This window comes from Citrobacter sp. Cpo032 (genome assembly GCF_030332975.1).
Taxonomy (GTDB): Bacteria; Pseudomonadota; Gammaproteobacteria; order Enterobacterales; family Enterobacteriaceae; genus Citrobacter; species Citrobacter portucalensis.
In genome coordinates, this window is the sequence record NZ_JAOWGU010000044.1 from 104,316 (window position 1) to 129,959 (window position 25,644).

A 25,644-nucleotide genomic window follows, 5' to 3' on the forward strand; every position below is an offset into this window, starting at 1 on the left:
GCTATCGGGCCGGGCGCGAGGTAGCGTCCCTGCAAAGCGCGCCCTGAACCCGCATCCCTGCGGGTTCTCCCGGCCTTACGGAAACACGTCGGCAATTTTCAGCCGGACCAGCCACACCTGACCATCTACTTTTTTGTTTAAACAGCAAAACAGATTTAACTGGAAATCAGAGAGTTGAAGCGATGACCCCGGTCCGGCTGAAAATCGATGAGGCGTTGACGGCTGACCGGGTCTGCCCGCAGGGATGCGGGCAGAGGGGACGGCCTGCAGGGACGCAGGCTCGGCCCCGACCCGACAGGCAGACGGCATGAGCCGAATGAATCGCATCGCGACGATTTTCCCGCCGGGAGCCTGGGTTGCAAGGGAGGCGGCGGTGAGCCTCCCTTGCACGTTCACGGGTATCTGCGCTTCAGAGAAATGACTCCGCTGAGGTGAACGGAACCCTATGCCGCAATAAAATATTCTCCATAATGCTTAACTGACTGGCATTACAGCGCAGGCTGTCCCTTTTTTCATTTTCAGCGCTGGCTGCTGAAATAAAAATCATCCATCAGCAACGACTCCAGATACTGTTCATCCTCTTGCATAAAACGCACTATCAGATTCACCGTCTGAGGATAAAACCCCTCGTTATCCCGCACCAGACAAGCGTCGCGAAATAACGGTGCCCAGCACAGAATATGATGATGCAAAAAGTAATATTGCGCCGATAGCCTCTCCTCTTTAGCAACCATCCTCGCCATTAATGCCAACTGCACAGCAATATGATCGGAGGGTTCATTCTCTCGCGCTGCCAGACCTTGCTCAATCAGCAGCACATTCATTTGCCGACGTTCTTCTGCCGCTGTCGTGTGTGGATAGTGCCCTGCATAGGGAGAAACACTAGCTGGCGGGGCCAGCAGAAACAGCGAGGCAAAATCTGCTGCCAGCTCCAGTTGTCGGGAGTCGCGCCGCAAAACCCGGCCCAGGCTATGCTCAAAACGTTTAACCTCGGCAGACACTCCAGGAACCGCCGCCAGTGAGGCAATCCAAGCCTGGCTATCGCCGTTTTCCAGACTGGCAAGCTGTTTTTCATCCAGCTCACGAAATAACAGTTGCGAAAACCACTGGTACACAGCTGCCCGCTGCTGATGAATTTGCTTATGCTGCACTGGTCCCCTCCTCTTTCACAATCTGCGGACCACCGAATGCCGTCACCTGCGGGGCTTTCTGCTGATAACGCTCGACCTCCACCAGCACGGTATGCGCTGAAGGCCCCTGGGCCAATTGTGAAGTACCTATATCCGCGCTTAGCACATTCGGGTCGCCATAGGTGCATAATGTCCCGGCTTTCCCCCCTTCCTGCGGGGAGTACCACGCGCCTTCATGAATACGAATCACGCCAGGGGAAAAATCCGGACTGACAACTACGCCAGCCAGTACCTGACCACGAGCGTTGAAGACGCGGGCGATATCACCGGCTTTTAAGCCACGAGCGGTGGCATCCTGTTCACTGATATAAAGCGGCTCTCTTCCGGCAACCGCATAGGTGTTACGAAACGCCTCGCTAGAGCACAGTTGGGAATGCAGACGTTTATCCGGATGGCAGGATTGCAGATGCAGCGGGTATTTATCTTTTTTGCCGCTATGGGTACGCTCAAAGGGTTCCATCCACACCGGATGCCCCGGACAATCCTCATAGGCAAAGCCCGCGATGGTTTTGCTGTAGATTTCAATCAGACCTGACGGCGTTCCCAGCGGATTCAGGTCTGGCTGGTCGCGAAACTCACCGTGACGTACCCACGGCTGCCCCGGCGGATATTCAATATATCCATCCCCCTGCCAGAACGTTGTGAAATCCGGTAATGAGACGCCGAGCGATGCCCCCATCTTCACACCTTCGTCATAAAGCGCCTGTAACCACTGCATTTCATCACGGTTTTCACGGTACACCGCTTCCTTGTCAAAGCGCTTACACAGCCCGGCAAATACATCAAAATCATGCCGCGCTTCATATTGCGGTTTGACGATCTGATGCAACGCCATCAGCCCTTTATTCGAATGCGTACCGAACTGCTCAATATCGTTACGTTCAAAGCGGGTAGTAACGGGCAGGACGATATCGGCAAATCGGCACGACGCGGTCCATTGGTGATCCAACACCACCACGGTTTCCAGCTTCTTCCACGCGTCGATCATGCGATTCCTGTCCTGCTGCGCATGAAATGGATTCGCCGCGCTGTAGATCGCCATTTTGATGTCAGGCCAGGTTAACGTCTCGCCGTTAAAGGCAACCTTTTTGCCCGGCTCAAGCAGGCAGTCAACGATACGCGAAGTGGGGATATGCTCCGATGCGCCGCGAAAATCCGCGTTGTACTTTGCCTGCGGGGGATTCGTGATCCCTCCCAGTCCAGAAAGCACAGGCCCGGCGGATGTTACCGTACCACCGCCGTTGTAGTGCCAGCCAAATCCTACCCCGCCGCCGGGCAAACCAATTTGACCGACCATGCTGGCCAGCACCACCAGCATCCACGGATACTGCTCACCATGGTGCATGCGTTGTACGCACCAACCGCCCATAAACTGTGTCCGCCCTTTCACCAACAGGCGGGCGAAGTCTCGGATCTGCTCTGCCGTCAGGCCGCAGATTTCAGCCGCCCATTCGGCATTTTTCGGCTGTTTATCGGTTTCGCCCAGCAGATACGGCAAAAACTGCTCAAAGCCGACGGTGTAATCGGTAATAAACGCCGTGTCGTACAGTTTTTCTTCGTACAAGGTATGCGCCAGCGCCAGCATTAACGCGACATCGGTTTGTGGCCGCAACGCCAACTGCTCGCAGCCAAGATAGTTTTGCGACTTGCTCCGCACCGGATCAACACTGATAACGCGCATCTTACCCTGCGCTACCGCCTCTTTAATCTGCTGCCAGTAGCCAAACGCATCGTGATCGGGAACCAAAAACTCGATCTGCAGGTTCTTGATCGGATCGCAGCCCCACAGCACGATGGTATTGCTGTTTTGAATCACCAGCGGGAGCGACGTCTGCTGCTCATAAACTTCCAGCGAACCAATCACATGCGGTAAAATGACCTGTGCCGCTGCCGCAGAATAGTCGCCGACGGTTGTCACATAGCTACCATGCAGGCCAAGTCCCCGATCCATCGCCCCGCCCGCTTTATGGTATTTGCCCACCATTTGCCAGTCGGCAAGCCCGGTAAATACGCCTGATGAGCCATAGGTTTTTTGCACCCGCTCCAGCTCTTCGTAAAACAGATCCAGCGCCTGATCCCAACTGACCCGAACAAAACGGTTATCTCCGCGCTGACTGCGATCTGACTTCTCACGCTTACGCAGCCAGTCAAGACGCACCATCGGGTAGCGTACCCGCGACGGGTTGTAGACCACTTCACGCACCGCGTTCAGCATATCGCAGGGGTATTTGTCATGTTTGAACGGACGGGTTTCGGTCCACTCACCGTTGACCACTTTGGCTTCAAAAGCGCCATAGTGCGAACCAGATTGGATCCACTGCTCGGGATTTTCCCCCGCCGCCCACACTTTTGATATCAGCGGATTAGGCGCCAGTGCGCTGGCAGCCCCCACCGCCAGCATTCCGTTGAGAAAACGGCGGCGGGACGGATTAAAGTCATGAATATCCATACATTATCCTTACTTTTTGTTGGTTTCAGACACATCGCTGGCGTGGGTCTGGAGGTATTTCAACAACGTACGTTCCTCCACCGGATTAAGCCGGTAATAGGTCGACATGGCTTTCAGTCCGGCGATCCAGCCGTTAGCGGTATATCGGGTTGTAGGAGGAGTGCTATGACAGGCGCTACAGGTGGATTGCAGCATTTGATCTGAGTATTCCCAGATTGGCGCAAGCGTGTTGATAAAGTCCTGATCGGTGGTCCAGGCGGTGACGCTCACCTGCTGCCATTCCTGATGTGAGTCAGGATCGACCTGGGTGTGTAGCACTTTTACGTTCGCCATCAGGGGCTCATCGAGAACGGCGGAGAAAACGCGTTTCCCCATATACTGGGTGATCACCCGTCCACGCCCTTTGCTTTCTCGCCAGCCCGTGATTTCGAGCTGCACGTTACTGCCTTCTTTTTTCAGCACCTTGACCTCGGTAGCAGGAAATAACAGCGCCTTCCCGACCGGACTCCCTGCCGTTGCCGCCAGTGATTTTTCGCTTAATGAAAACAGTGTGGTCGCATCCGTTGGCGTATCTCCTTGACGCTGTAGCTGCTTATAGCGATCGCGAAAACCGCTGCTCATATCGGGTTTGTGATGAGCTATTCCTTTGTGACAATCGATACAGTTACTGTCTTTTGCTGCCGCTGCGGTCATTTGCGCAGCCGCGTTTGCCGATTGCTTGCCATGATCCATTGCCTCATAGCTATGGCAGGATTTACACGCCGCTGAATTATTCGCGCTCATGCGTGCCCACTCCCGCTGGGCCAGCTCCGGGCGTTTGGCAGCAAACTTTTCAGGAGTATCGATAGAAGGAGAAATAAAGGTGTGATAGAGGTCGTTTAAGGCTTCAGTTTTACGAACAAGCGTTGGAACAACGCCCGGGGGAATATGACAATCCTTACACTCAGCCCGCACGCCAGATGCGTTACGAAAATGCACGCTGGTTTTATATTCCTCTCCAGCCGTGCGCATCGAGTGACACGATAAACAAAATTCGGTGGTACTGGTGTAATGAACGCCTTGCCACGATCCCCAAATAGCCAGGGCCATTGCCACCGCCCCAGCCAATACGCACCACAATGCGTTCTTTCTTATCCACGACATGCTTGCCTCCATTTTTTAATAGCGACACGCTAAGGGATAATAAAAATCAAAAATAGAGACAGCGATAGCAAGCTATAGGAACAGCTGCTACTCCATGAGGTGTATCAAATAGTAAAAACGAGAAATTCGTAATATAGTGGCCATATATTAATAAGGAATTACTCATGCTTACATTAACGCTCAATAGAGAACTCCGCACTCCGCTGCAATTGCAAATTTTCCAATTTTATTTCCAGGCTATTCAGCGGGGAGATTTGCTTTGTGGCGATAAGCTTCCCTCTATTCGCGAGCAGGCTCAGGTATTGAACGTAGCCAAAATAACGGTAGTGATGGCCTATGATAAGCTTATGGCAGCAGGGTTAATCAAGAGCCGACACGGCATTGGCTATGAAGTGATATTCACCACGCCTGTACGTATAACACCAACGCATGTGCCCGTTACCCAAGGTTCTCCGCCGACAAAACCTAAAGCTGCCGGAGTCTCAACCGATGTTTACGCCGAGCCTGGACGAGAGTGCTACTGTCGGATGGGCGTCCCCGATCCCAACGCTTTTCCCTGGTCAAGCTGGCGGAAATGGAATAATGCTCCAAGCATACTTAAAGAACAATTATTTACCCGATACCATTCACCAAGTGGATTATTTTCACTGCGTGAGCAATTGGTCAGATACCTTAATTTATCCCGCGGAATTAATACCCGAGCAGAGAACATCATCATTACCAACGGGATTCAGGAAGGATTATCACTGCTCAGCCAAATATTTATTATTCATCATGCTGTCAGTCAGCAAAAAAAGTGCCATATTGTGACGGAATCCCCTTGTTATTCTGGCGCATGGCATCTTTTTAATTATTACGGTGCAGACATTACGTCAATTGCCGTAGATAACCACGGGCTGCAAACAGATAATTTACCCGAGTATGAAACCCAGCTTTGTTATGTTACTCCAGCGCATCAGTATCCGATGGGAAGCGTGCTTTCACTGGAGCGCCGTCAGTCATTATTAACGTGGGCGCAACGCGTCGGCGCTTACATCATTGAAGATGATTACGATGCCGTTTTTACCTATGGGGAAAATCCCCTTCCCGCGCTGAAAGCCATGGATTATCACAACCGGGTTATCTACATGGGGACATTTTCTAAAACGCTGGGGCCAGGCGCACGGCTTGGCTATCTTATTTGCCCTGATGAATTGCTTCCGGCGGTACAGAATATGAAAGCGCTCAATAACAACGGCAGTCAGTGGTTGTTGCAGCAATTTTTGGCCGAACTGATGCAAAACCAGGTGTTCTATACGCATATCAGCAAGCTGGCCTGCAGCTATGCGACGCGCCTCACCCTGTTACGCGATGGCCTTTCCACTCTGTTTCCCGAAGGGAAAATCGCTGGCGCAACGGCAGGTCTGCACCTCTCGTTACACATTGCCAGACACGCAGAATTCATCACCAGGTTACAACAATGCTGCCTGTTGGCCGGGATCCGTTTCGACACTCTGCCGGATATAGAAAATGGATCAGAAGCCCCATGGTGCAAAGAGAACAGCGATGCTGTTATGTTTTTTGGATTTGGTGGATTGCAGATACAGCAGATCAATAAAGTGCTGACAGTGCTGGAGCAGGCGCTCGCGCAGCCTTGATGAAAAACAGGGATCGCGCCTGTCGCGCAATCCCTGTTGTTAGACTTACAGCAGATCGCGGAACTGCGTTTGTTTCAGCGCCAGCTCAACGCCACGGACTTCTGCCAGGCCTTTCAGGCGACCAATCGCAGAGTAGCCCGGGTTGGTTTTCTTGTGCAGATCGTCAAGCATCTGGTGTCCATGATCCGGACGCATCGGGATAGGACGCAGGTCGCCCGCTTTTTTACGCCGCTGCTCTTCGCTCAAAATGGCAGCCACCACCGATACCATATCCACATCGCCCTGCAGGTGCGCACCTTCATGGAAGGTTTTCGGGTTATCTTCACGACAGGTTGAGCGCAGGTGCGTGAAGTGGATACGATCGCCAAAGGTTTCGATCATTTTCACCAGATCGTTATCAGCGCGCACGCCGTAAGAACCGGTACACATGGTGAAACCGTTATTAATGCTATCGACCGTTTCTTTCAGCCACTGCATATCTTCGATAGTCGAAACGATACGCGGCAGGCCAAGGATCGGGCGCGGCGGATCGTCAGGATGCACGGCCAGACGCACGCCGACTTCTTCTGCCACTGGCACAATCGCCCGCAGGAATACCGCCATATTATCGCGCAGATCATCCTTACTGATGCCGTCATATTCAGCGAGACGCGCACGGAACTGATCCAGCGTATAGCCCTCTTCTGCACCAGGCAGGCCAGCAATGATATTGCGGGTCAGCTTTTCAATTTCTGCATCGCTCATGGCATTGAAGTAGTCCAGCGCCTGGCGTTGTTCTTCGGCGGTATAATCCGCTTCAGCTCCCGGGCGTTGCAGAATGTGAAGTTCGAAGGCCGCAAAAGCAATCTGGTCAAAACGCAGCGCTTTGGAACCATCCGGCAGTTGATATTCGAGGTCGGTACGCGTCCAGTCGAGGATCGGCATGAAGTTATAGCACACCGTATCGATACCACAGGTCGCCAGATTACGGATACTCTGCTGATAGTTGGCAATCCACGTTTGATATTGACCTGAACGCGTTTTGATATCTTCGTGGACAGGGATACTTTCCACTACCGACCAGGTCAGCCCTTTTTCAGCCAGAATGGCCCGACGCTGCTGAATTTCTTCTACCGGCCACACTTCACCGTTAGGAATATGGTGCAAGGCGGTCACAACACCCGTTGCGCCAGCCTGACGCACATCATCAAGCGATACCGGATCGTTAGGTCCGTACCAACGCCAGGTTTGTTCCATTGTTTCACCTCACAAGTTGTTATACCAAATTAAATCATCTTAATGACGACTACCATACAGGCATCCGTCAACTGATCAACACATTGCCGATGATTGGTTGATCAAGCTCACATTCCCCGGATAAATGAGGCACACCAATTCAATTTGTTGTCATATAACTTTATACTGCCATTGTTAATTTATGGTTAATCAGGTGTATTAAATGAAAACTATTGCCTCAGCGCCACTGGCGGAAAATGTCATGATGCCGCAATACGACCGCCAGCAATTAAAAACGCGGATTGTGCATTTTGGTTTCGGTGCTTTTCACCGCGCCCATCAGGCGTTACTAACCGACAGGGTGCTGAATGCGCAGGGTGGAGACTGGGGTATTTGTGAGATCAGTCTGTTCAGCGGCGATCGACTGATGAGCCAACTGCGCGAACAGGATCATTTATTTACCGTGCTGGAAAAAGGGGCCACCGGTAACCAGCCAATTGTTATCGGCGCCGTCAACGAATGTCTCAACGCCAGGCTGGATTCGCTGGCGGCTATTATCGAAAAATTCTGCGAACCTCAGGTGGCTATTGTCTCGCTAACCATCACAGAAAAAGGCTACTGCATCGATCCGGCGACAGGTTCGTTAGACCTCAGTAATCCACGTATTGCTCACGATCTGCAAACACCGACTGAACCGCACTCTGCCCCCGGAATTATTGTTGAAGCCCTACACCGCCGACGTGAACGCGGGCTACAGCCGTTTACCGTCCTCTCTTGCGATAACATCCCGGACAATGGTCATGTGGTAAAAAACGCCGTCCTTGGAATGGCGGAGAAACGTTCACCAGAACTGGCAACCTGGATTCAGGAGCATGTCAGTTTCCCAGGCACCATGGTCGACCGCATTGTCCCTGCCGCCACTGAAGAGTCACTGGCCGAAATTGCCCGCGAGCTGGGGGTTGCCGATCCTTGCGCAATCAGCTGCGAACCGTTTATCCAGTGGGTGATTGAAGATAATTTTGTGTGTGGCCGCCCACAATGGGAAACGGCGGGCGTCCAGATGGTCGAAAATGTGTTGCCGTGGGAACAAATGAAACTTCGGATGCTGAACGGCAGTCATTCGTTTCTCGCTTATCTCGGCTATCTGGCCGGGTTCCAGCACATCAGCGACTGTATGCAGGACAGCGCATTTCGTGAAGCCGCTTACCGCCTGATGCTCAACGAACAGGCACCTACGCTGCAAATTACCGATGTGGATTTAGACCAGTATGCCCTAAGCCTGTTGGAGCGTTTTGCCAACCCAGCGTTGAAACATAAAACCTGGCAAATCGCGATGGACGGTAGCCAGAAATTACCCCAGCGCATGTTGGAAGGGATCCGCGTACATTTAGCCCGCCAAAGTGAGTGGCCACTGCTGGCGCTCGGCGTCGCAGGCTGGATGCGTTATGTGAGCGGCGTGGATGATTCAGGCACCGCTATTGATGTTCGTGACCCGTTGAGTGAAAAAATTGCCGCTCTGGTTAAACAGAGCACAGAGTCAGAACGCGTCAACGCCCTGCTTTCGCTGCGCGAGATTTTCGCCACCGATCTCGTACAGAATCCGCAGTTTGTCGCGGCCATTCAGCAGGCCTGGCAACGCATTGCCCAATACGGTGCGCATCAGGCTGTCATTGAGACGTTAAAAAGTTAACGATTTCTGCCATTAAGCAGGACGAAGCGCCTCTTCGTCCTCTCACCCCTTCTCTTTTTCCCCGTTTTTCGCCAGGATTGTTAAATGCCATTACGGTAATTTATGATTCTGGAGTAAATGTGACTAAAACCAATCTCATCACCGGTTTTCTCGGCAGTGGCAAAACCACCTCTATTCTTCATTTGTTGGCAAACAAAGACCCTGCTGAGAAGTGGGCCGTGCTGGTTAATGAGTTTGGCGAAGTTGGCATTGATGGCGCGTTGCTGGCCGACAGCGGTGCGCTGCTAAAAGAGATCCCTGGCGGCTGTATGTGCTGTGTTAACGGTCTGCCAATGCAGGTTGGCCTCAATACGCTGCTGCGTCAGGGGAAACCCGACCGCCTGCTGATTGAACCCACCGGCCTCGGGCATCCCAAACAGATTCTGGATTTACTCACCGCACCGGTTTATGAGCCGTGGATCGATCTGCGCGCAACCCTTTGTATCCTTGATCCTCGCCTGTTACTGGATGAGAAAAGCGTCGCCAATGACAATTTCCGCGATCAGCTGGCCGCCGCTGATATCATTGTTGCCAACAAAACCGACCGTGCCACGACGGAAAGCGAAAACGCCCTGCAAAGCTGGTGGCAACACTACGGCGGTAATCGACAGTTGGTTCATGCCGACCATGGGCAAATTGACGGACAGCTACTGGATTTACCCCGACTAAACCTGGCGGAGCTTCCTGCAAGCGCGGAGCACGACCATAGCCATGCCAACAAAAAGGGGCTGGCAGCGTTGAGCTTACCCGCACAGCAGCGCTGGCGTCGTAGCCTGAACAGCGGTCAGGGCCATCAGGCCTGCGGTTGGATTTTTGACGCCGATACGGTGTTCGATACCATCGGTCTGCTGGAATGGTCGCGTCTTGCCCCGGTTGGGCGCGTGAAGGGGGTAATGCGTATTAAAGAAGGACTGGTACGCATTAACCGCCAGGGAGACGACTGGCATATAGAGACGCAAAACGTCGCACCACCGGATAGCCGTATTGAACTCATCGCCGATACCGAGACTGACTGGAATGCGTTACAGAGCGCGTTGTTGAGACTTCGTTTAGACGCTAGCGCGTAAGGTTGCCTTCGTTTTTAGCAATGGTAAACGACGATGAAAACCCGATACCCTTTAATCCTCCTGCTTAATATTGCTGGTCTGGCACTGTTTCTGTCCTGGTATATTCCAGCCGGGCATGGGTTCTGGTCTTCACTCGATACGGGCGTTTTCCGCTTCTTTAATCATAAACTGGTGGAAAGTCCGCTGTTCTTATGGGTTGTTGCTATTACCAATAATCGGGCATTTGATGGCTGCTCATTGCTGGCTATGGGCGCATTGATGCTGCACTTTTGGCTCAAAGAGACGTCGGAAGGTCGCCGACGCATTGTGGCAATTGGTTTGGTTATGCTGCTCACTGCAGTGGTATTAAACCAGCTGGGCCAGGCGCTTATTCCCGTTAAACGCGCCAGTCCCACGCTTATGCTGGATAATATTTATCGCGTCAGCGAACTGCTGCATATTCCGACCAAAGATGCGTCGAAAGACAGTTTTCCTGGCGATCACGGCATGATGCTGCTTATTTTTTCCGCATTCATGCTGCGTTATTTCGGAAAAGTCGCAGGAATAATCGGCCTTATTATTGCTGTGGTTTTTGCCTTCCCGCGCGTAATGATTGGCGCCCACTGGCTCACCGATATCGTGGTTGGTTCCATGACGGTGGTCTTGATTGGCCTTCCCTGGTGGCTAATGACGCCATTAAGCGACCGATTAGTCACTCTGTTCGTGAATTATCTACCCGGCAAAAACAAACAATTTTTAAACAAATAACGCAGAGTAATTAACATCATCAGGGATACTTCTGATTCCCTGATGATGCCGGGCAATATTTCATCATTCTGATTGTCATTCTCCTGTCATCTTATTCATGTTTAAAATGAGTAGGTTGCGTATTTTTTGCCCTGACTGTTCTTAATTTAGACAATGCCGTTTATTCACTTTCTGTATCAATTTTTCTTATAAGAAATCACGTAAAATCACTCGCATTGACCGGAACGATCGGGTAATCTCGAACTCGTTTTGCCTCGCGGGATAATTATTCCCTTTCAGAATAAATTTGTGCGTTCTGCCACAGATTTGACCTTAAGGAATTGTCTCATCGTGCGATGGTAATTAGTCTCGTCACGTTTGGCATTTTTTATAACGATATTTATCGTTAAGGACTTCAAGGGAAAACAAACAAAATGGTCAAATCTCAACCGATTTTGAGATATATCTTGCGGGGCATACCCGCGATAGCAGTTGCGGTTCTGCTTTCTGCATGTAGCACAACGAACACCGCCAAGAATATGCATTCTGAGACGCATGCTGTGGGCAATGGAGATAACTCTTCACTGCAAGCCTCTCAGGATGAATTTGAAAATATGGTACGTAATATCGATGTTAAATCACGTATTATGGACCAATATGCTGACTGGAAAGGCGTGCGTTACCGCCTTGGCGGCAGCACCAAAAAAGGTATTGATTGCTCAAGCTTCGTGCAGCGTACATTCCGCGAGCAATTTGGTTTAGAGCTTCCGCGCTCAACCTATGAACAACAGGAAACGGGAAAATCCGTTTCGCGCACTAATCTGCGCACAGGCGATCTGGTTCTGTTCCGTGCTGGTTCTACTGGCCGTCACGTCGGTATTTATATCGGTAACAACCAGTTTGTACATGCCTCGACCAGCAGTGGCGTTATCATTTCCAGCATGAACGAGCCTTACTGGAAAAAACGCTACAACGAAGCTCGCCGGGTTCTGAGCCGCAGTTAGTTTCGTTTGGCAGCTATCCCTTGGCTATCCTGATGAGACATTCCAAAAGCACTGCTTCGGCGGTGCTTTTTTGTTTCCCCCTGCGACTAAGAAAAATCTCACAACATGAGTCATTTCAGGTTATATTCATACAGAGTAAGCGGTTAAATCAGGTAAAATAAGGATCTATGTTCAGACGCTCTTCTTCATCCGGTCGGAAAATCCTGCTTTCCTGTATGTTAACGGGGCTTATCGTCGCAATACTCGTGAGTACCCTGCAGTTTTTCGTCACCTGGCATAAACGAGAAGTTAAGTACGACACGCTCCTTGCCGATATCCAGAATTACGTCAGCAGCTACTTTACCGACCTCAAAACCACCACCGATGCCCTTCAGCCGCTGGTTGCCAACAGTTGCCAACAAGTTGGCGCTAAACTGACCTCCAGTGCAGCCTTTAGCCTGAACGTTCGCGCTTTCTTACTGGTAAAAGACGGTATCGCTTTCTGCTCTTCCGCAACAGGTTCCATGTTCACTCCGATTTTAGATTTGATCCCGAACCTCGATATCAGCAGAAATATTGATGTGGAATTACTTCCCGGTACGCCCATGATGCCGGACAAACCAGCGATCATGATTTGGCACCGAAACGCGTCGTTCAACGATAGCGGCGTATTTACCTCACTGAATATCAATCTGGCACCTTATCTGCTCTATACCGCCCGGCAGGATGATTTTGACGGTATTGCAATTATCGTCGGTAATACCGCAATTTCGACATTCTCATCGCGAATCATCGATGTCTCCGCTCTTCCTCATACCTCCTGGCGGCAGGCCACTCTTGAAGGGATCCCGCTTAAAATTCGCTTATACGCACAAGAGTGGAGCTATACCGACGTCTGGTATTCTATTTTGTTGGGATGTATGGCCGGGATTATTGCCGCCCTTCTCCTCTGGTACTACATCTACAGCATCCGTTTACGCCCAGGCAAAGATATCCTCAACGCCATCAAGCATAACCAGTTTTATGTGGTGTACCAGCCCGTCGTAGAGATGCAAACGCTGGAAGTGAAAGGCGTCGAGGTCCTGTTACGTTGGAATCACCCAACAACGGGCGAGATCCCACCGGATGCCTTTATTCATTACGCTGAATCACAGAAAATGATTGTCCCGCTGACTCAGCATCTCTTTAAGTTGATCGCCCAGGATGCCCCGGCGCTGCAAAAAGTGTTACCCGCTGGCGCAAAATTGGGGATCAATATCGCGCCATCGCATCTGCATGGCGAGACATTTAAAGACGACATCCGGCACCTGCACGCTTCACTTCCCGCAAACTATTTTCAGATAGTGCTGGAAATCACTGAACGAGATATGCTCAATCAGCACGAGGCCACAAAGCTATTTGAATGGCTGCATTCCGCAGGTTTTGAAATTGCGATTGATGATTTTGGCACCGGCCATAGCGCGCTTATTTATCTGGAACGCTTTACCGTTGACTACCTGAAAATCGATCGCGGATTTATTAACGCCATCGGGACGGAAACCCTGACCTCTCCGGTTCTGGACGCCGTGTTGACACTTTCTAAACGTCTTAATATGCTGACGGTTGCGGAAGGGGTAGAAACTCCTGAGCAAGCCCGTTGGCTGCGCGATCGTGGGGTGCATTTTTTCCAGGGATACTGGATTAGCCGACCATTAAAGCTTGCTGATTTTGTGCGTTGGATGGCACAGCCCAATAAGCCGACGTGGTGATCGCAGTATGCGATTCATATACTCTCACTCGCCGCTACATCCCTTATCTTTCAGGCATGATGCCCGTCGGGTTGTGGCAGGAAAAGGAAATCGCTTTTATATGATCCCTCGCGTACTGCTTCTGTTTATTACCCTCATCGGGTTTAGCGCCCAGGCGCAATCCATCAAAGAAAGCTATGCTTTTGCCGTACTGGGTGAACCGAAGTACGCATTTAACTTTAATCACTTCGATTATGTGAATCCCGCAGCCCCTAAAGGGGGTCAAATCACACTGTCCTCCATTGGCACATTTGACAACTTTAACCGCTACGCGATGCGCGGTAACCCCGGCGCACGTACCGAAACGCTTTACGATACGTTGTTTACGACCTCTGACGATGAACCTGGTAGCTATTACCCGCTCATTGCCGACAGCGCGCGCTACGCTGACGACTATTCCTGGGTAGAAATTGCCATTAATCCACGAGCGCGTTTTCACGATGGCTCACCCATTACCGCCCGCGACGTCGCATTCACCTTCCACAAATTTATGACTGAAGGCGTGCCGCAGTTTCGTCTGGTCTACAAGGGAACAACGGTAAAAGCCATCGCGCCATTAACCGTACGCATTGAATTAGCCAAACCGGGTAAAGAGGACATGCTCAGCCTGTTTTCGTTACCCGTGATGCCAGAGAAGTACTGGAAAGATCATAAGCTCAGCGATCCCTTATCATCGCCACCGCTCGCCAGCGGCCCTTATCGCATTACGAAATGGAAGATGGGTCAGTATATTGTCTATTCGCGCGTCAAAGATTATTGGGCCGCTAATCTGCCCGTCAATCGTGGACGCTGGAACTTTGATACCATCCGCTACGACTACTATCTGGATGATAACGTCGCCTTTGAAGCGTTTAAGGCCGGTGCGTTTGATCTGCGTCTTGAAAATGATGCCAAAAACTGGGCGACGCGCTATACCGGGAAAAATTTCGCGAATCACTACATCATCAAAGATGAACAAAAGAACGAATCCGCGCAGGATACCCGCTGGTTGGCATTTAATATTCAGCGTCCGGTATTCAGCGACCGACGGGTACGGGAAGCCATCACGCTGGCCTTTGATTTTGAATGGATGAATAAAGCGCTGTTCTATAATGCCTGGAGCCGGACCAACAGCTATTTTCAGAATACCGAATATGCCGCGACAAAATACCCCGACGCAGATGAGCTGGTGATACTCGCGCCCTTGAAAAAAGATCTCCCCTCTGAGGTCTTTAGCCAAATCTATCAGCCGCCAAAATCAAAAGGCGATGGCTACGATCGCGACAACCTGTTGAAAGCCGATACCTTACTGGAGCAGGCCGGGTGGGTACTAAAGGGTCAGCAGCGGGTAAATAGCGCCAGCGGTAAACCTCTGAGCTTTGAACTGTTGCTCCCGGCGGGCAGCAACAGTCAATGGGTGCTGCCGTTCCAGCATAACCTGCAGCGCTTAGGTATTACCATGAATATCCGCCAGGTGGATAACTCACAAATCACGAACCGCCTGCGCAGTCGCGACTATGACATGATGCCGAGGTTGTATCGCGCGATGCCGTGGCCGAGTTCGGACCTGCAAATTCTGTGGGCCTCTCAATATATTGATTCCAGCTACAACGCCCCCGGCGTACAAAGCCCGGTGATTGATAAACTGATCGACCAAATCATCGCGGCACAAGGTGATAAAGCCAAATTGATCCCACTAGGCCGGGCACTGGACAGGGTATTAACCTGGAACTACTACATGTTGCCGATGTGGTTTATGGCAGAGGATCGCATCGCCTGGTGGGATAAATTTTCACATCCTGCTATTCGCCCAATTTACACCATTGGCCTCGACAACTGGTGGTATGACGTCAACAAAGCGGCGAAACTGCCCGCAGCCAGACGACAGGGAGAATAAATGGGCGCGTATCTGATTCGACGTCTACTGCTGGTGATCCCAACGCTTTGGGCCATCATCACCATCAACTTTTTTATCGTGCAAATAGCCCCAGGCGGACCGGTTGAACAGGCCGTCGCCGCCATTGAGTTCGGGCAAAGCGGGGCATTACCCGGCGCGGGTAGCGAAGGCGTTCGTGCCAGCCACGCGCAAACCGGCGTTGGTAACATCAGCGACAGTAATTATCGAGGCGGCCGGGGTCTGGACCCGGAAGTGATCGCCGAAATCACTCGCCGCTATGGGTTCGATAAGCCCATTCATGAGCGTTACTTCAAAATGCTCTGGGATTACATTCGTTTCGATTTCGGTGACAGCCTGTTTCGTAGCGCCTCGGTGCTGACGCTTATCAAAGACAGCCTGCCTGTTTCCATCACGCTGGGGCTGTGGAGTACGCTCATCATCTACCTGGTGTCGATACCGCTTGGGATCCGCAAAGCGGTGCATAACGGCAGCCGGTTTGATGTCTGGAGCAGCGCATTTATTATTGTCGGATATGCCATACCGGCCTTTCTGTTTGCTATTTTGCTGATCGTCTTTTTTGCCGGGGGAAGCTACTACGACCTGTTCCCGCTTCGCGGGCTGGTTTCGGCCAATTTTGACTCCCTGCCCTGGTATCAGAAAGTAACCGACTACCTTTGGCATATTACCCTGCCGGTGCTGGCGACGGTGGTTGGTGGGTTTGCCGCACTGACTATGCTGACCAAGAACTCATTTCTGGATGAGGTGCGCAAACAATATGTCGTCACCGCACGCGCTAAAGGGGTCAGCGAGAAAAATATTCTGTGGAAACATGTGTTTCGCAATGCCATGTTGCTGGTGATCGCCGGCTTCCCGGCAACGTTTATCAGCATGTTTTTTACCGGCTCACTGCTGATTGAAGTGATGTTCTCACTTAACGGCCTGGGATTGCTGGGTTATGAATCCACCGTATCACGCGACTACCCGGTAATGTTTGGCACGCTTTATATCTTCACCCTGATCGGTCTGCTGCTGAATATCCTCAGCGACATCAGCTATACGCTGGTCGATCCTCGTATTGATTTTGAGGGACGCTAATGTCGCGATTAAGCCCCGTCAATCAGGCCCGCTGGGCGCGCTTTCGCCACAATCGTCGCGGCTACTGGTCGCTGTGGATTTTTCTGGTGCTGTTCGGTCTTAGCCTGTGTTCAGAACTGATTGCCAATGATAAGCCGCTACTGGTGCGCTACGACAATAGCTGGTATTTCCCCCTGTTCAAAAACTACAGTGAAAGCGACTTCGGCGGACCGCTGGCGACTCAGGCTGATTATCAGGACCCGTGGCTACAACAGCGCCTGGAAAACCAGGGCTGGATCCTGTGGGCACCAATACGCTTTGGGGCCACCAGCATTAACTTTGCCACCGATAAGCCCTTCCCTTCCCCGCCTTCCGCACAAAACTGGCTGGGAACAGACGCCAACGGCGGTGATGTACTGGCGCGCATCCTCTACGGCACACGTATTTCTGTCTTGTTTGGTCTAATGCTCACCCTCTGTTCGAGCGTGATGGGCATTATGGCTGGCGCAATTCAGGGCTATTATGGCGGCAAGGTGGACCTGTGGGGGCAACGATTCATTGAAGTTTGGTCAGGAATGCCAACGCTGTTTCTCATCATCCTATTGTCGAGCGTGGTCCAGCCTAACTTCTGGTGGCTGCTGGGCATTACCGTACTGTTTGGCTGGATGAGTCTGGTTGGCGTGGTGCGCGCGGAATTTTTACGTACCCGAAACTTTGATTACATTCGAGCCGCTCAAGCGCTAGGCGTAAGCGATCGCAGTATTATTCTGCGTCATATGCTGCCCAACGCGATGGTCGCGGCCCTGACTTTTTTACCGTTTATTTTATGCGCCTCGATAACCACCCTGACCTCACTGGATTTTCTTGGGTTCGGTTTACCGCTTGGCTCGCCATCACTGGGAGAACTCCTGTTGCAGGGTAAAAACAACCTGCAGGCACCGTGGCTTGGCATCACCGCGTTCATCTCCGTTGCCCTGCTACTATCGCTACTGATCTTTATTGGTGAAGCGGTACGCGATGCGTTTGATCCCAACAAGGCGATTTAAAATGACACAACCTCTGTTAGCCATTGAAAATTTATCGGTAGGTTTTCGTCAACAAGAGACCGTGCGCACCGTAGTCAATGCCCTCTCACTACGGGTTGATGCCGGACAAACGCTAGCGCTGGTGGGCGAGTCTGGCTCGGGGAAAAGCGTGACCGCGCTTTCTATCCTACGGTTGTTACCGTCCCCTCCGGTAGTTTACCCTTCCGGGGACATCCGTTTTCATGGTGAATCATTACTTCACGCCAACGAGCAGACGCTTCGTGGTGTACGGGGGAATAAAATCGCCATGATTTTCCAGGAGCCGATGGTGTCACTGAACCCGCTCCACAATCTGGAAAAACAGCTTTATGAAGTGCTGTCGCTGCATAGGGGAATGCGTCGGGAGGCGGCGCGGGCAGAAATCCTGACCTGCCTGGATCGCGTAGGCATCCGTCAGGCAGCCAAACGTCTCGCAGATTACCCGCACCAACTGTCCGGCGGTGAACGCCAGCGCGTGATGATCGCCATGGCACTGCTGACACGACCTGAGCTGCTTATTGCCGATGAACCGACTACCGCGCTGGACGTTTCCGTCCAGGCACAGATCCTGCAACTGCTGAGGGAACTACAGCGCGAACTGAACATGGGATTACTGTTCATCACCCACAACCTGAGCATTGTGAAAAAACTGGCCGATACCGTGGCGGTCATGCAAAACGGCCAGTGCGTTGAGCAAAATAGAGCAGCACAGTTGCTCACTGCGCCAACGCATCCCTACACGAAGAAATTGTTAAACAGCGAACCTTCCGGCGACCCGGTACTTTTGCCTGTCGGGCAAGCTCCGTTGCTGGAAGTGGAAAAACTCCGCGTCGCCTTTCCTATCCGCAAAGGTATCCTGAAACGCGTGGTGGACCACAACGTCGTCGTTAACGACGTCAGTTTTTCCCTCCGGCCCGGTGAAACGCTGGGGCTGGTGGGAGAGTCAGGCTCAGGAAAAAGCACCACCGGGCTGGCGCTTCTGCGGTTAATCACCTCGCAGGGAAGCATTGTGTTCGATGGGCTGGCACTGCATACCTTAAATCGACGCCAGCTGTTGCCGGTCCGTCACCGTATTCAGGTGGTATTTCAGGATCCCAACTCCTCGCTAAACCCACGCCTGAGCGTGCTACAGATTATCGAGGAGGGGTTGCGCGTTCATCAGCCTACCCTGTCAGCCGAACAACGCGAGGCACAGGTGAAAGCGGTAATGGCGGAAGTGGGATTGGATAGCGAAACGCGACATCGTTATCCTGCGGAGTTTTCTGGCGGACAACGCCAACGCATTGCTATTGCCAGAGCATTGATTCTCAAACCTTCCCTGATCATTCTGGATGAACCAACATCGTCGCTCGACAGGACCGTACAGGCGCAAATCCTGACGTTGTTAAAATCCTTACAGGAAAAGCATCGGCTGGCTTATATTTTTATCAGCCATGATTTGCACGTAGTACGCGCATTATGCCATCAGGTTATTGTGCTACGTCAGGGAGAGGTCGTGGAGCAAGGGCAATGCGAGCACGTCTTTAACGCACCACAGCAGGCCTATACGCGTCAGCTGCTCGCGCTAAGCTGACGCTCAAAAAGGATTGTTGTTTGAAAACGGTTCTGCGATAGCCACGCCGAAGTTTTTCAGTCTGCAGGTCGCGGCAAATTCGTCCTGACGATTCACAAACAGGCACGGCTCTCCTTCACATTCCAGTACGGAACAAGGAACCTCGATATCACTGAGGGCCTGGCTGAGCTTATGCATGACTGACCACGCGCTGTCACCATCAGGACTGAGCAATTTGAGTGCCACCAGGCTGTTCTCATTACTCTGACCGTTTTGCGGAATCGGTTCAACTTTCGAACCTGCGAAACCCACCGACCAACGATAGCTCTGCGGCAGACGATGAACGATTGAGAGTTGTAATGTCATCACTTTCTTTCCCTGGAAGCACAATCACTTCACAATTATTTTACATCAATATTAACACATCATTGACAATACGTCTTTAGACAGTTGGTAAACGTTTACATCCAGTACTTATGCTGCTTACAGAACCCAGTAATTAAATTTATTCAACGGTTCTGGCATATTTCCGGGCTATATGTACTCGTTTCTGCGATCTAACTCAACCTTTTTAACTACAATGATGTGACTTTTTACATAAATTGATTTTACATAAAATAAACATAAGCGGGGGAAATGATAGATTTGCGGTTGATGTACATCAACTCTGGAGACCTTATGGCCCCCAGGTTGTGTAATAGATCACCGTTTTTGAGCGCGACTGGCGTAAAGATAGAAGAGAATTGAGCAGGTAGCGCAAAATGCGATCGACCATATCATTGGCCAGGCCGAGTTAAAGGTCGCCAGAGACAACAGGGCCCCGACAATGGCGCCAATGCCAAAGCGGAATGTCCCAGCCAGCGATGACGCCGTTCCCGCCATATGCGGAAATTCATCCAGAATAACCGCCATGGCGTTTGATGACACCATCGATACACAGCCAACAAACGCCGCAACGCCCACGACCAGAGCCCAGAACCCCAGCCCAAACAGTGCGCTAAAGACCATCCATCCCGCCATCACGAACTGGATCCACAGACCGGTACGGAACATATTCAATGCCCCAACCCGACGCACAAAGCGGCTGTTGATGATAGTCATCACGAACAGGAATACGATGTTCAATGCGAAGTAATAACCGAAATGCTGCGGTGAAACGTGGTTGATCTCAATGTAAACAAAGGGTCCGGCGCTCAGAAACGAGAACATCCCGGCAAAGCTGAACCCACTGGCCAGCATATAGCTCAGCACTCGTTTATGACGAAACAGCGAGGCAAAGTTGCCAATAGTGGTACGCAGGCGAAACGGCTGGCGACGCTCTACAGGCAGGGTCTCTTTGATCAGCGTAAAGATCATCACCGACGCCAGAACAGCCGCCATGGCGAGGATCCAAAAGATATAGTGCCAGCTCAGCCATACCAGCACCCAACCACCCACGATAGGTGCCAGTAATGGCGCTATCGTGGTGACCAACATGACGAATGACATCATGCGCGAGAACTCTTCCTTTGGATAGATATCGCGCATCAGGGCGTTGATTACCACGCTCGCCGCCGCAGCAGCCAGACCGTGGAAGAAACGCATCACGATCAGTTGATCGATAGTTTGCGCCAGGGCGCAGGCCACTGCCGCCGCCGCAAACACCAGCGTTCCGCCCAGAATAACCGGCTTGCGCCCAATGCTGTCAGCCATTGGGCCATAGAGCAACTGCCCCACTGCAAACCCCAGAATATAGGTACTGAGGGTCATCTGCGCGCTACCCGCAGGCACACCAAACTGTTCTGAGATAACAGGTAGCGCCGGAAGATACATATCAATCGACAACGGCATCAGCATGGCTAACAAGCCAAGGATAAAGACTATGGCAATTGACGAGTTCTGCCGGGTGGTCACATTTAGCTCCTGAAATTAACGCGGGGTTAAGTTAACGCTGGCGATTTCTTCTTCGGTCAATGGACGGTATTCACCCGGCTCCAGATCGTCATCAAGCCTGATGTCACCAATTCGTTCACGGTGCAGTTCCACAACGTGGTTACCCACCGCGGCAAACATACGTTTTACTTGATGATAACGCCCTTCGCTGATGGTCAATCGCACCTGAGTTGGCGTAATGACCTCCAGAACAGCCGGTTTGGTCAGGTCTTTCTCATTATGCAACTGTACGCCATGGGCAAACTGCTCGGCGGTATCGTCTGCCACTGGCGACTCCAGCGTCACCAGATAGGTTTTCTCGCAATGGTGACGAGGAGAGGTGATACGATGCGACCACTGTCCGTCATCGGTCATCAGTACCAGTCCGGTGGTGTCGATATCCAGACGCCCTGCCGCATGCAATTTGTAGGCAACCGGTTCATCAAGGAAATAGAGCACCGTCGGATGATCCGGGTCATCCGTTGAGCAAACATAACCCTGAGGCTTATTCAGCATAAAATAGCGCGGGCCATTTTGTTGAACCAGAGAATTACCGTCATATTCGACGTCGTGTTCTGGTAGCAGCTTAAAGGCACTGTTTTTAACGATTTCACCGTCGACGGTAACGCGGTTAGCACGGATCTCACGCCCGGCAATAGCGCGGCTGACGCCGAGTTGCTGAGCGATAAATTTATCAAGTCGCATGAGTGTGATTTTTGCCTGTAAAAATACGAGAAGCGGGTTTACGCCCGAAAAGTGGGACTATTATCCGCCCAGTATAGCGGTGTTACACCATCCCTCAAGGGAAATGATTCATGGCATACTATACATTGTTGCTGTTTATCTTAATGAGCTCATGATTTTTACTCTTCGCCCGTACCAAAAAGAAGCCGTGGACGCCACGCTCAACCATTTTCGCCACCACCGCACCCCGGCGGTTATCGTCCTGCCAACCGGCGCGGGCAAAAGTCTGGTGATTGCTGAACTGGCCCGCGTGGCACGTGGTCGCGTACTGGTACTGGCGCACGTCAAAGAACTGGTCGCACAAAACCATGCCAAATATTGTGCGCTGGGGCTTGAAGCCGATATTTTTGCCGCAGGCCTGAAGCGTAAAGAGAGCCACGGGAAAGTAGTCTTTGGCAGCGTACAGTCGGTAGCGCGTAATCTGGAGGCCTTTCAGGGTGAATTCTCACTGCTGATCGTCGATGAATGCCACCGTATTGGCGATGATGAAGAGAGTCAGTATCAGCAAATCCTCACTCACCTGACTAAAGTAAATCCCCACTTACGTCTGCTCGGGCTTACCGCCACACCTTTTCGTTTGGGTAAGGGCTGGATTTATCATTTTCATTATCATGGTATGGTGCGCGGCGATGAAAAAGCGCTGTTTCGCGACTGCATTTATGAATTACCGCTGCGCTACATGATTAAACACGGCTACCTGACGCCGCCAGAACGCCTCGACATGCCGGTCGTGCAGTATGACTTTAGTCGCCTGCAGGCGCAGAGTAACGGCCTGTTTAGCGAAGCAGATCTGAATCAGGAGCTGAAAAAGCAGCAGCGAATAACGCCACATATCATCAGCCAGATTATCGAGTTTGCCCAAACCCGCAAAGGGGTGATGATTTTCGCCGCCACCGTTGAGCACGCCAAAGAAATTCAGGGCCTGCTGCCCGCTGACGATGCCGCGCTAATCACTGGAGATACGCCAGGCGCTGAGCGCGACGTGCTGATTGAAGAGTTCAAAGCCCAGCGTTTTCGCTATCTGGTGAATGTATCGGTCCTGACCACCGGCTTCGATGCACCGCACGTCGACCTTATCGCCATTCTGCGCCCAACAGAGTCAGTTAGCCTTTACCAACAAATTGTTGGTCGTGGGTTGCGCCTTGCACCGGGTAAAACCGACTGTCTGATCCTCGATTATGCCGGCAACCCGCACGATCTGTACGCACCGGAAGTGGGTGCTCCGAAAGGGAAAAGCGACAACGTTCCGGTACAGGTGTTCTGTCCTGCCTGCGGATTTGCAAACACCTTCTGGGGCAAAACCACGGCAGACGGCACGCTGATTGAACATTTGGGCCGTCGCTGCCAGGGATGGTTTGAAGATGATGACGGCCATCGCGAACAGTGCGATTTTCGTTTCCGTTTTAAAAACTGCCCACAGTGCAACGCGGAAAATGACATCGCCGCCCGCCGTTGTCGCGAGTGCGACACGGTGCTGGTTGACCCGGATGACATGCTGAAAGCCGCGCTCAGGCTCAAAGATGCGCTGGTCCTGCGCTGTAGCGGTATGGTGTTACAAAACGGGCAGGATGATAAAGGCGAATGGCTGAAAATCACCTATTACGATGAAGACGGCGCTGACGTCAGCGAACGCTTTCGCCTGCACACTCCCGCTCAGCGTACGGCCTTCGAACAACTGTTTATTCGCCCGCACACCCGAACACCCGGTATACCCTTACGCTGGATAACCGCCGCCGATATCCTCAATCAGCAGGCGTTGTTACGGCATCCTGATTTCGTGGTGGCGCGTATGAAAGGTCAGTACTGGCAGGTCCGTGAAAAGGTCTTCGATTATGAAGGTCGCTTTCGTCGGGCACATGAATTACGCGGTTAATCGTACTTTTGATTGATGTACCAGCCGTTTGAGTATAGAATCTCGCCCGCTTTTGCATACGCAAAGCAGATCACTTACCTGTTGCTGGGTCGCCTGTAGCAGGAATTATTAAAGAGAGATTTAAATGTTTACTATCAACGCTGAAGTACGTAAAGAGCAGGGTAAGGGTGCGAGCCGCCGCCTGCGTGCCGCTAACAAGTTCCCGGCAATCATCTACGGTGGCGCAGAAGCCCCGATTGCTATCGAACTGGATCACGATGCAGTTATGAACATGCAAGCTAAAGCTGAATTCTACAGCGAAGTTCTGACCATCGTTGTTGACGGTAAAGAAGTTAAAGTTAAAGCTCAGGCTGTACAGCGTCACCCGTTCAAGCCGAAGCTGTCCCACATCGACTTCGTTCGCGCGTAATCGCAAACAAGTTGAAGAAAAGCCCCGCCAAGGCGGGGTTTTTTTATGGGATTTTGTCATCGATACTGATGGTTCTCGTCGACCGGATAAGGCGTTAACGCTCTCACCCGGCACACGGTTTTATTTCCCGCCAGACGTGCGGCGCTGCAGCTGGTCGCGCAGGTTCGGCGGCGTACCTTTGATGGTCAAGGTGTCCGTCGCCGGATCCCAGAAAATACGTTCACCCAGTAACATAGCGTCGAAGTTAATGGTTAACCCACCGCCGCTGCCGGCAAATTTGGTTAACTGACGCAGCGTACTGCGATCCGCAGGGAAGCTCTCTTCCAGCTCGTAGCCTTTATCAGCGGTAAATTCGCTGAAGCTGACTTCACTGACGCCGGAAAGCTCTTTAGACAGCGACTCCAGTTCGATCTCTTCACCAGCCTGCAGCTGCTCGTTACAGTAGCTGTACACCTGCTGACGCACGTTCTGGCGTTCGGCTTTATCGAGTTGAGCCTCATTGGTAAAGTCATCGAGCGCCTGCAGCAGGCCACGGTTTTGTGCTTTGGCGTTCAGACCTTCGCTGGCACCGAGGAAATCCATAAAGAAATCGGCGACTTTGCGCCCTACCCGCCCTTTCAGGAACGTCAGATAGCGTGTGGACTCCGGATTGGTTTCCCACTCGGTTAAATCAATACGCGCCACGATGTCCGCATGATTGATATCCAGATAGTGCGTCGGATTGATATCCAGATTTTCATTGACGCGCATGCTGCTTAAATTGTTCAGCACGGCGACCAGCAGATACTCTACCGCCAGATAGCGGTAATGGCAGAACAGGACAATACCGCCGTCGGCAAAAGGATATTTCGCCAGCTCGTCCCGCAAGCGTCCGGTCGCGGCACGACTAAATGCCAGAAAATCCTCTTCGCCCTGACGCTGTAAACGCAGCGTTTGCGCCAGTTCACTCTCTTCGCTAAACAGGCCATAGGCTTTATTCTTGGCGCTATACACCCGATGCAACTCAGCCATCATATCGACAACCGTCGCTGTCGGTTCCAGTAATGAATCGCGCAAGACCAGCTCAAGGTTCTGCTCGTCACGTTTGATAAGCTGGTGCAGGGCAATCTGGTTGATATCCAGACTCATGATAAACTCTCCTTTTAGACCGGGCGGTATTCAACCACCTGCCGGGCAGTGACGCAATAGAAGATAAAAAAGCAGAAAAAAAACTGT

General features: G+C 51.8%; 20 protein-coding genes. 12 read left to right on the plus strand and 8 right to left on the minus strand.

Annotated features, from left to right (window positions below; genetic code table 11):
* Positions 1–518: 518 nt before the first annotated feature.
* Genes torD through torC form a run of 3 tightly spaced genes read right to left on the minus strand, consistent with a single transcriptional unit; the run spans position 519 to position 4,782 of the window.
* Positions 519–1,151 (minus strand): molecular chaperone TorD, encoded by a 633-nt coding sequence (torD, locus tag OGY33_RS11690; protein ID WP_128316796.1) that lies wholly within the window; start codon positions 1,149–1,151, stop codon positions 519–521.
* Complete coding sequence (gene torA, locus OGY33_RS11695) at positions 1,141–3,639, minus strand: trimethylamine-N-oxide reductase TorA (RefSeq protein WP_149607645.1); 2,499 nt, start codon at positions 3,637–3,639, stop codon at positions 1,141–1,143. The genes torD and torA overlap by 11 nt, the downstream gene beginning before the upstream one ends.
* Before the next feature lie 9 nt (positions 3,640–3,648).
* Complete coding sequence (gene torC / locus OGY33_RS11700) at positions 3,649–4,782, minus strand: pentaheme c-type cytochrome TorC (RefSeq protein ID WP_191238287.1); 1,134 nt, start codon at positions 4,780–4,782, stop codon at positions 3,649–3,651.
* Between the two features lie 164 nt (positions 4,783–4,946).
* On the opposite strand from torC, the gene pdxR reads away from it, so the two are divergent.
* Entirely contained in the window at positions 4,947–6,419 is a 1,473-nt protein-coding gene (pdxR, locus tag OGY33_RS11705; RefSeq protein ID WP_191238286.1) for a MocR-like pyridoxine biosynthesis transcription factor PdxR, read from the plus strand.
* Positions 6,420–6,464: 45 nt separating this feature from the next.
* Here pdxR and uxuA read toward each other — a convergent pair whose 3' ends face one another.
* The gene (uxuA, locus tag OGY33_RS11710) at positions 6,465–7,655 is read right to left on the minus strand and encodes a mannonate dehydratase (RefSeq protein WP_191238285.1); all 1,191 of its coding nucleotides are present in this window, start codon (positions 7,653–7,655) and stop codon (positions 6,465–6,467) included.
* Positions 7,656–7,857: 202 nt separating this feature from the next.
* Here uxuA and OGY33_RS11715 point away from each other — a divergent pair, with 202 nt between their 5' ends.
* From OGY33_RS11715 to yejF, 9 genes are all read left to right on the plus strand, one after another.
* Positions 7,858–9,324 (plus strand): mannitol dehydrogenase family protein, encoded by a 1,467-nt coding sequence (locus OGY33_RS11715; RefSeq protein ID WP_128316799.1) that lies wholly within the window; start codon positions 7,858–7,860, stop codon positions 9,322–9,324.
* A gap of 119 nt (positions 9,325–9,443) precedes the next feature.
* Positions 9,444–10,430 carry a CobW family GTP-binding protein gene (locus tag OGY33_RS11720; protein WP_048215900.1) on the plus strand — a complete coding sequence of 329 codons (987 nt, stop codon included), beginning with the start codon at positions 9,444–9,446 and terminating at the stop codon, positions 10,428–10,430.
* A 33-nt stretch (positions 10,431–10,463) separates the two neighbouring features.
* Positions 10,464–11,177 carry a phosphatase PAP2 family protein gene (locus OGY33_RS11725; protein ID WP_032944023.1) on the plus strand — a complete coding sequence of 238 codons (714 nt, stop codon included), beginning with the start codon at positions 10,464–10,466 and terminating at the stop codon, positions 11,175–11,177.
* Between the two features lie 413 nt (positions 11,178–11,590).
* Entirely contained in the window at positions 11,591–12,160 is a 570-nt protein-coding gene (gene mepS, locus OGY33_RS11730; protein ID WP_003834567.1) for a bifunctional murein DD-endopeptidase/murein LD-carboxypeptidase, read from the plus strand.
* 167 nt (positions 12,161–12,327) lie between these two features.
* The gene (locus OGY33_RS11735) at positions 12,328–13,887 is read left to right on the plus strand and encodes a cyclic di-GMP phosphodiesterase (RefSeq protein ID WP_008785287.1); all 1,560 of its coding nucleotides are present in this window, start codon (positions 12,328–12,330) and stop codon (positions 13,885–13,887) included.
* 100 nt (positions 13,888–13,987) lie between these two features.
* On the plus strand, positions 13,988–15,802 hold the full coding sequence (locus OGY33_RS11740) for an extracellular solute-binding protein (protein ID WP_191238284.1): 1,815 nt from the start codon (positions 13,988–13,990) through the stop codon (positions 15,800–15,802).
* Entirely contained in the window at positions 15,803–16,897 is a 1,095-nt protein-coding gene (locus OGY33_RS11745; RefSeq protein WP_191238283.1) for a microcin C ABC transporter permease YejB, read from the plus strand.
* Positions 16,897–17,922 (plus strand): ABC transporter permease, encoded by a 1,026-nt coding sequence (locus OGY33_RS11750; protein ID WP_003834577.1) that lies wholly within the window; start codon positions 16,897–16,899, stop codon positions 17,920–17,922. Before OGY33_RS11745 ends, OGY33_RS11750 begins: the two co-directional genes overlap by 1 nt.
* A gap of 1 nt (position 17,923) precedes the next feature.
* The gene (yejF, locus tag OGY33_RS11755; protein WP_191238282.1) at positions 17,924–19,513 is read left to right on the plus strand and encodes a microcin C ABC transporter ATP-binding protein YejF; all 1,590 of its coding nucleotides are present in this window, start codon (positions 17,924–17,926) and stop codon (positions 19,511–19,513) included.
* 3 nt (positions 19,514–19,516) lie between these two features.
* Here the strand turns inward: yejF and OGY33_RS11760 are convergent, their stop codons facing one another.
* From OGY33_RS11760 to rsuA, 3 genes are all read right to left on the minus strand, one after another.
* On the minus strand, positions 19,517–19,861 hold the full coding sequence (locus OGY33_RS11760) for a YejG family protein (protein WP_085951589.1): 345 nt from the start codon (positions 19,859–19,861) through the stop codon (positions 19,517–19,519).
* Positions 19,862–20,194: 333 nt separating this feature from the next.
* Complete coding sequence (locus OGY33_RS11765) at positions 20,195–21,385, minus strand: Bcr/CflA family multidrug efflux MFS transporter (RefSeq protein WP_003834584.1); 1,191 nt, start codon at positions 21,383–21,385, stop codon at positions 20,195–20,197.
* Between the two features lie 15 nt (positions 21,386–21,400).
* The gene (gene rsuA / locus OGY33_RS11770) at positions 21,401–22,108 is read right to left on the minus strand and encodes a 16S rRNA pseudouridine(516) synthase RsuA (RefSeq protein WP_008785291.1); all 708 of its coding nucleotides are present in this window, start codon (positions 22,106–22,108) and stop codon (positions 21,401–21,403) included.
* Positions 22,109–22,259: 151 nt separating this feature from the next.
* Between rsuA and radD the strand changes: the two genes are divergently transcribed.
* Positions 22,260–24,020 carry a DNA repair helicase RadD gene (radD, locus tag OGY33_RS11775; RefSeq protein ID WP_191238281.1) on the plus strand — a complete coding sequence of 587 codons (1,761 nt, stop codon included), beginning with the start codon at positions 22,260–22,262 and terminating at the stop codon, positions 24,018–24,020.
* A 124-nt stretch (positions 24,021–24,144) separates the two neighbouring features.
* Entirely contained in the window at positions 24,145–24,429 is a 285-nt protein-coding gene (rplY, locus tag OGY33_RS11780) for a 50S ribosomal protein L25 (protein WP_003027502.1), read from the plus strand.
* Positions 24,430–24,549: 120 nt separating this feature from the next.
* Here rplY and yejK read toward each other — a convergent pair whose 3' ends face one another.
* Positions 24,550–25,557, minus strand: coding sequence for a nucleoid-associated protein YejK (yejK, locus tag OGY33_RS11785; RefSeq protein WP_048234884.1), 1,008 nt, complete (start codon positions 25,555–25,557; stop codon positions 24,550–24,552).
* Positions 25,558–25,644 lie beyond the last annotated feature (87 nt).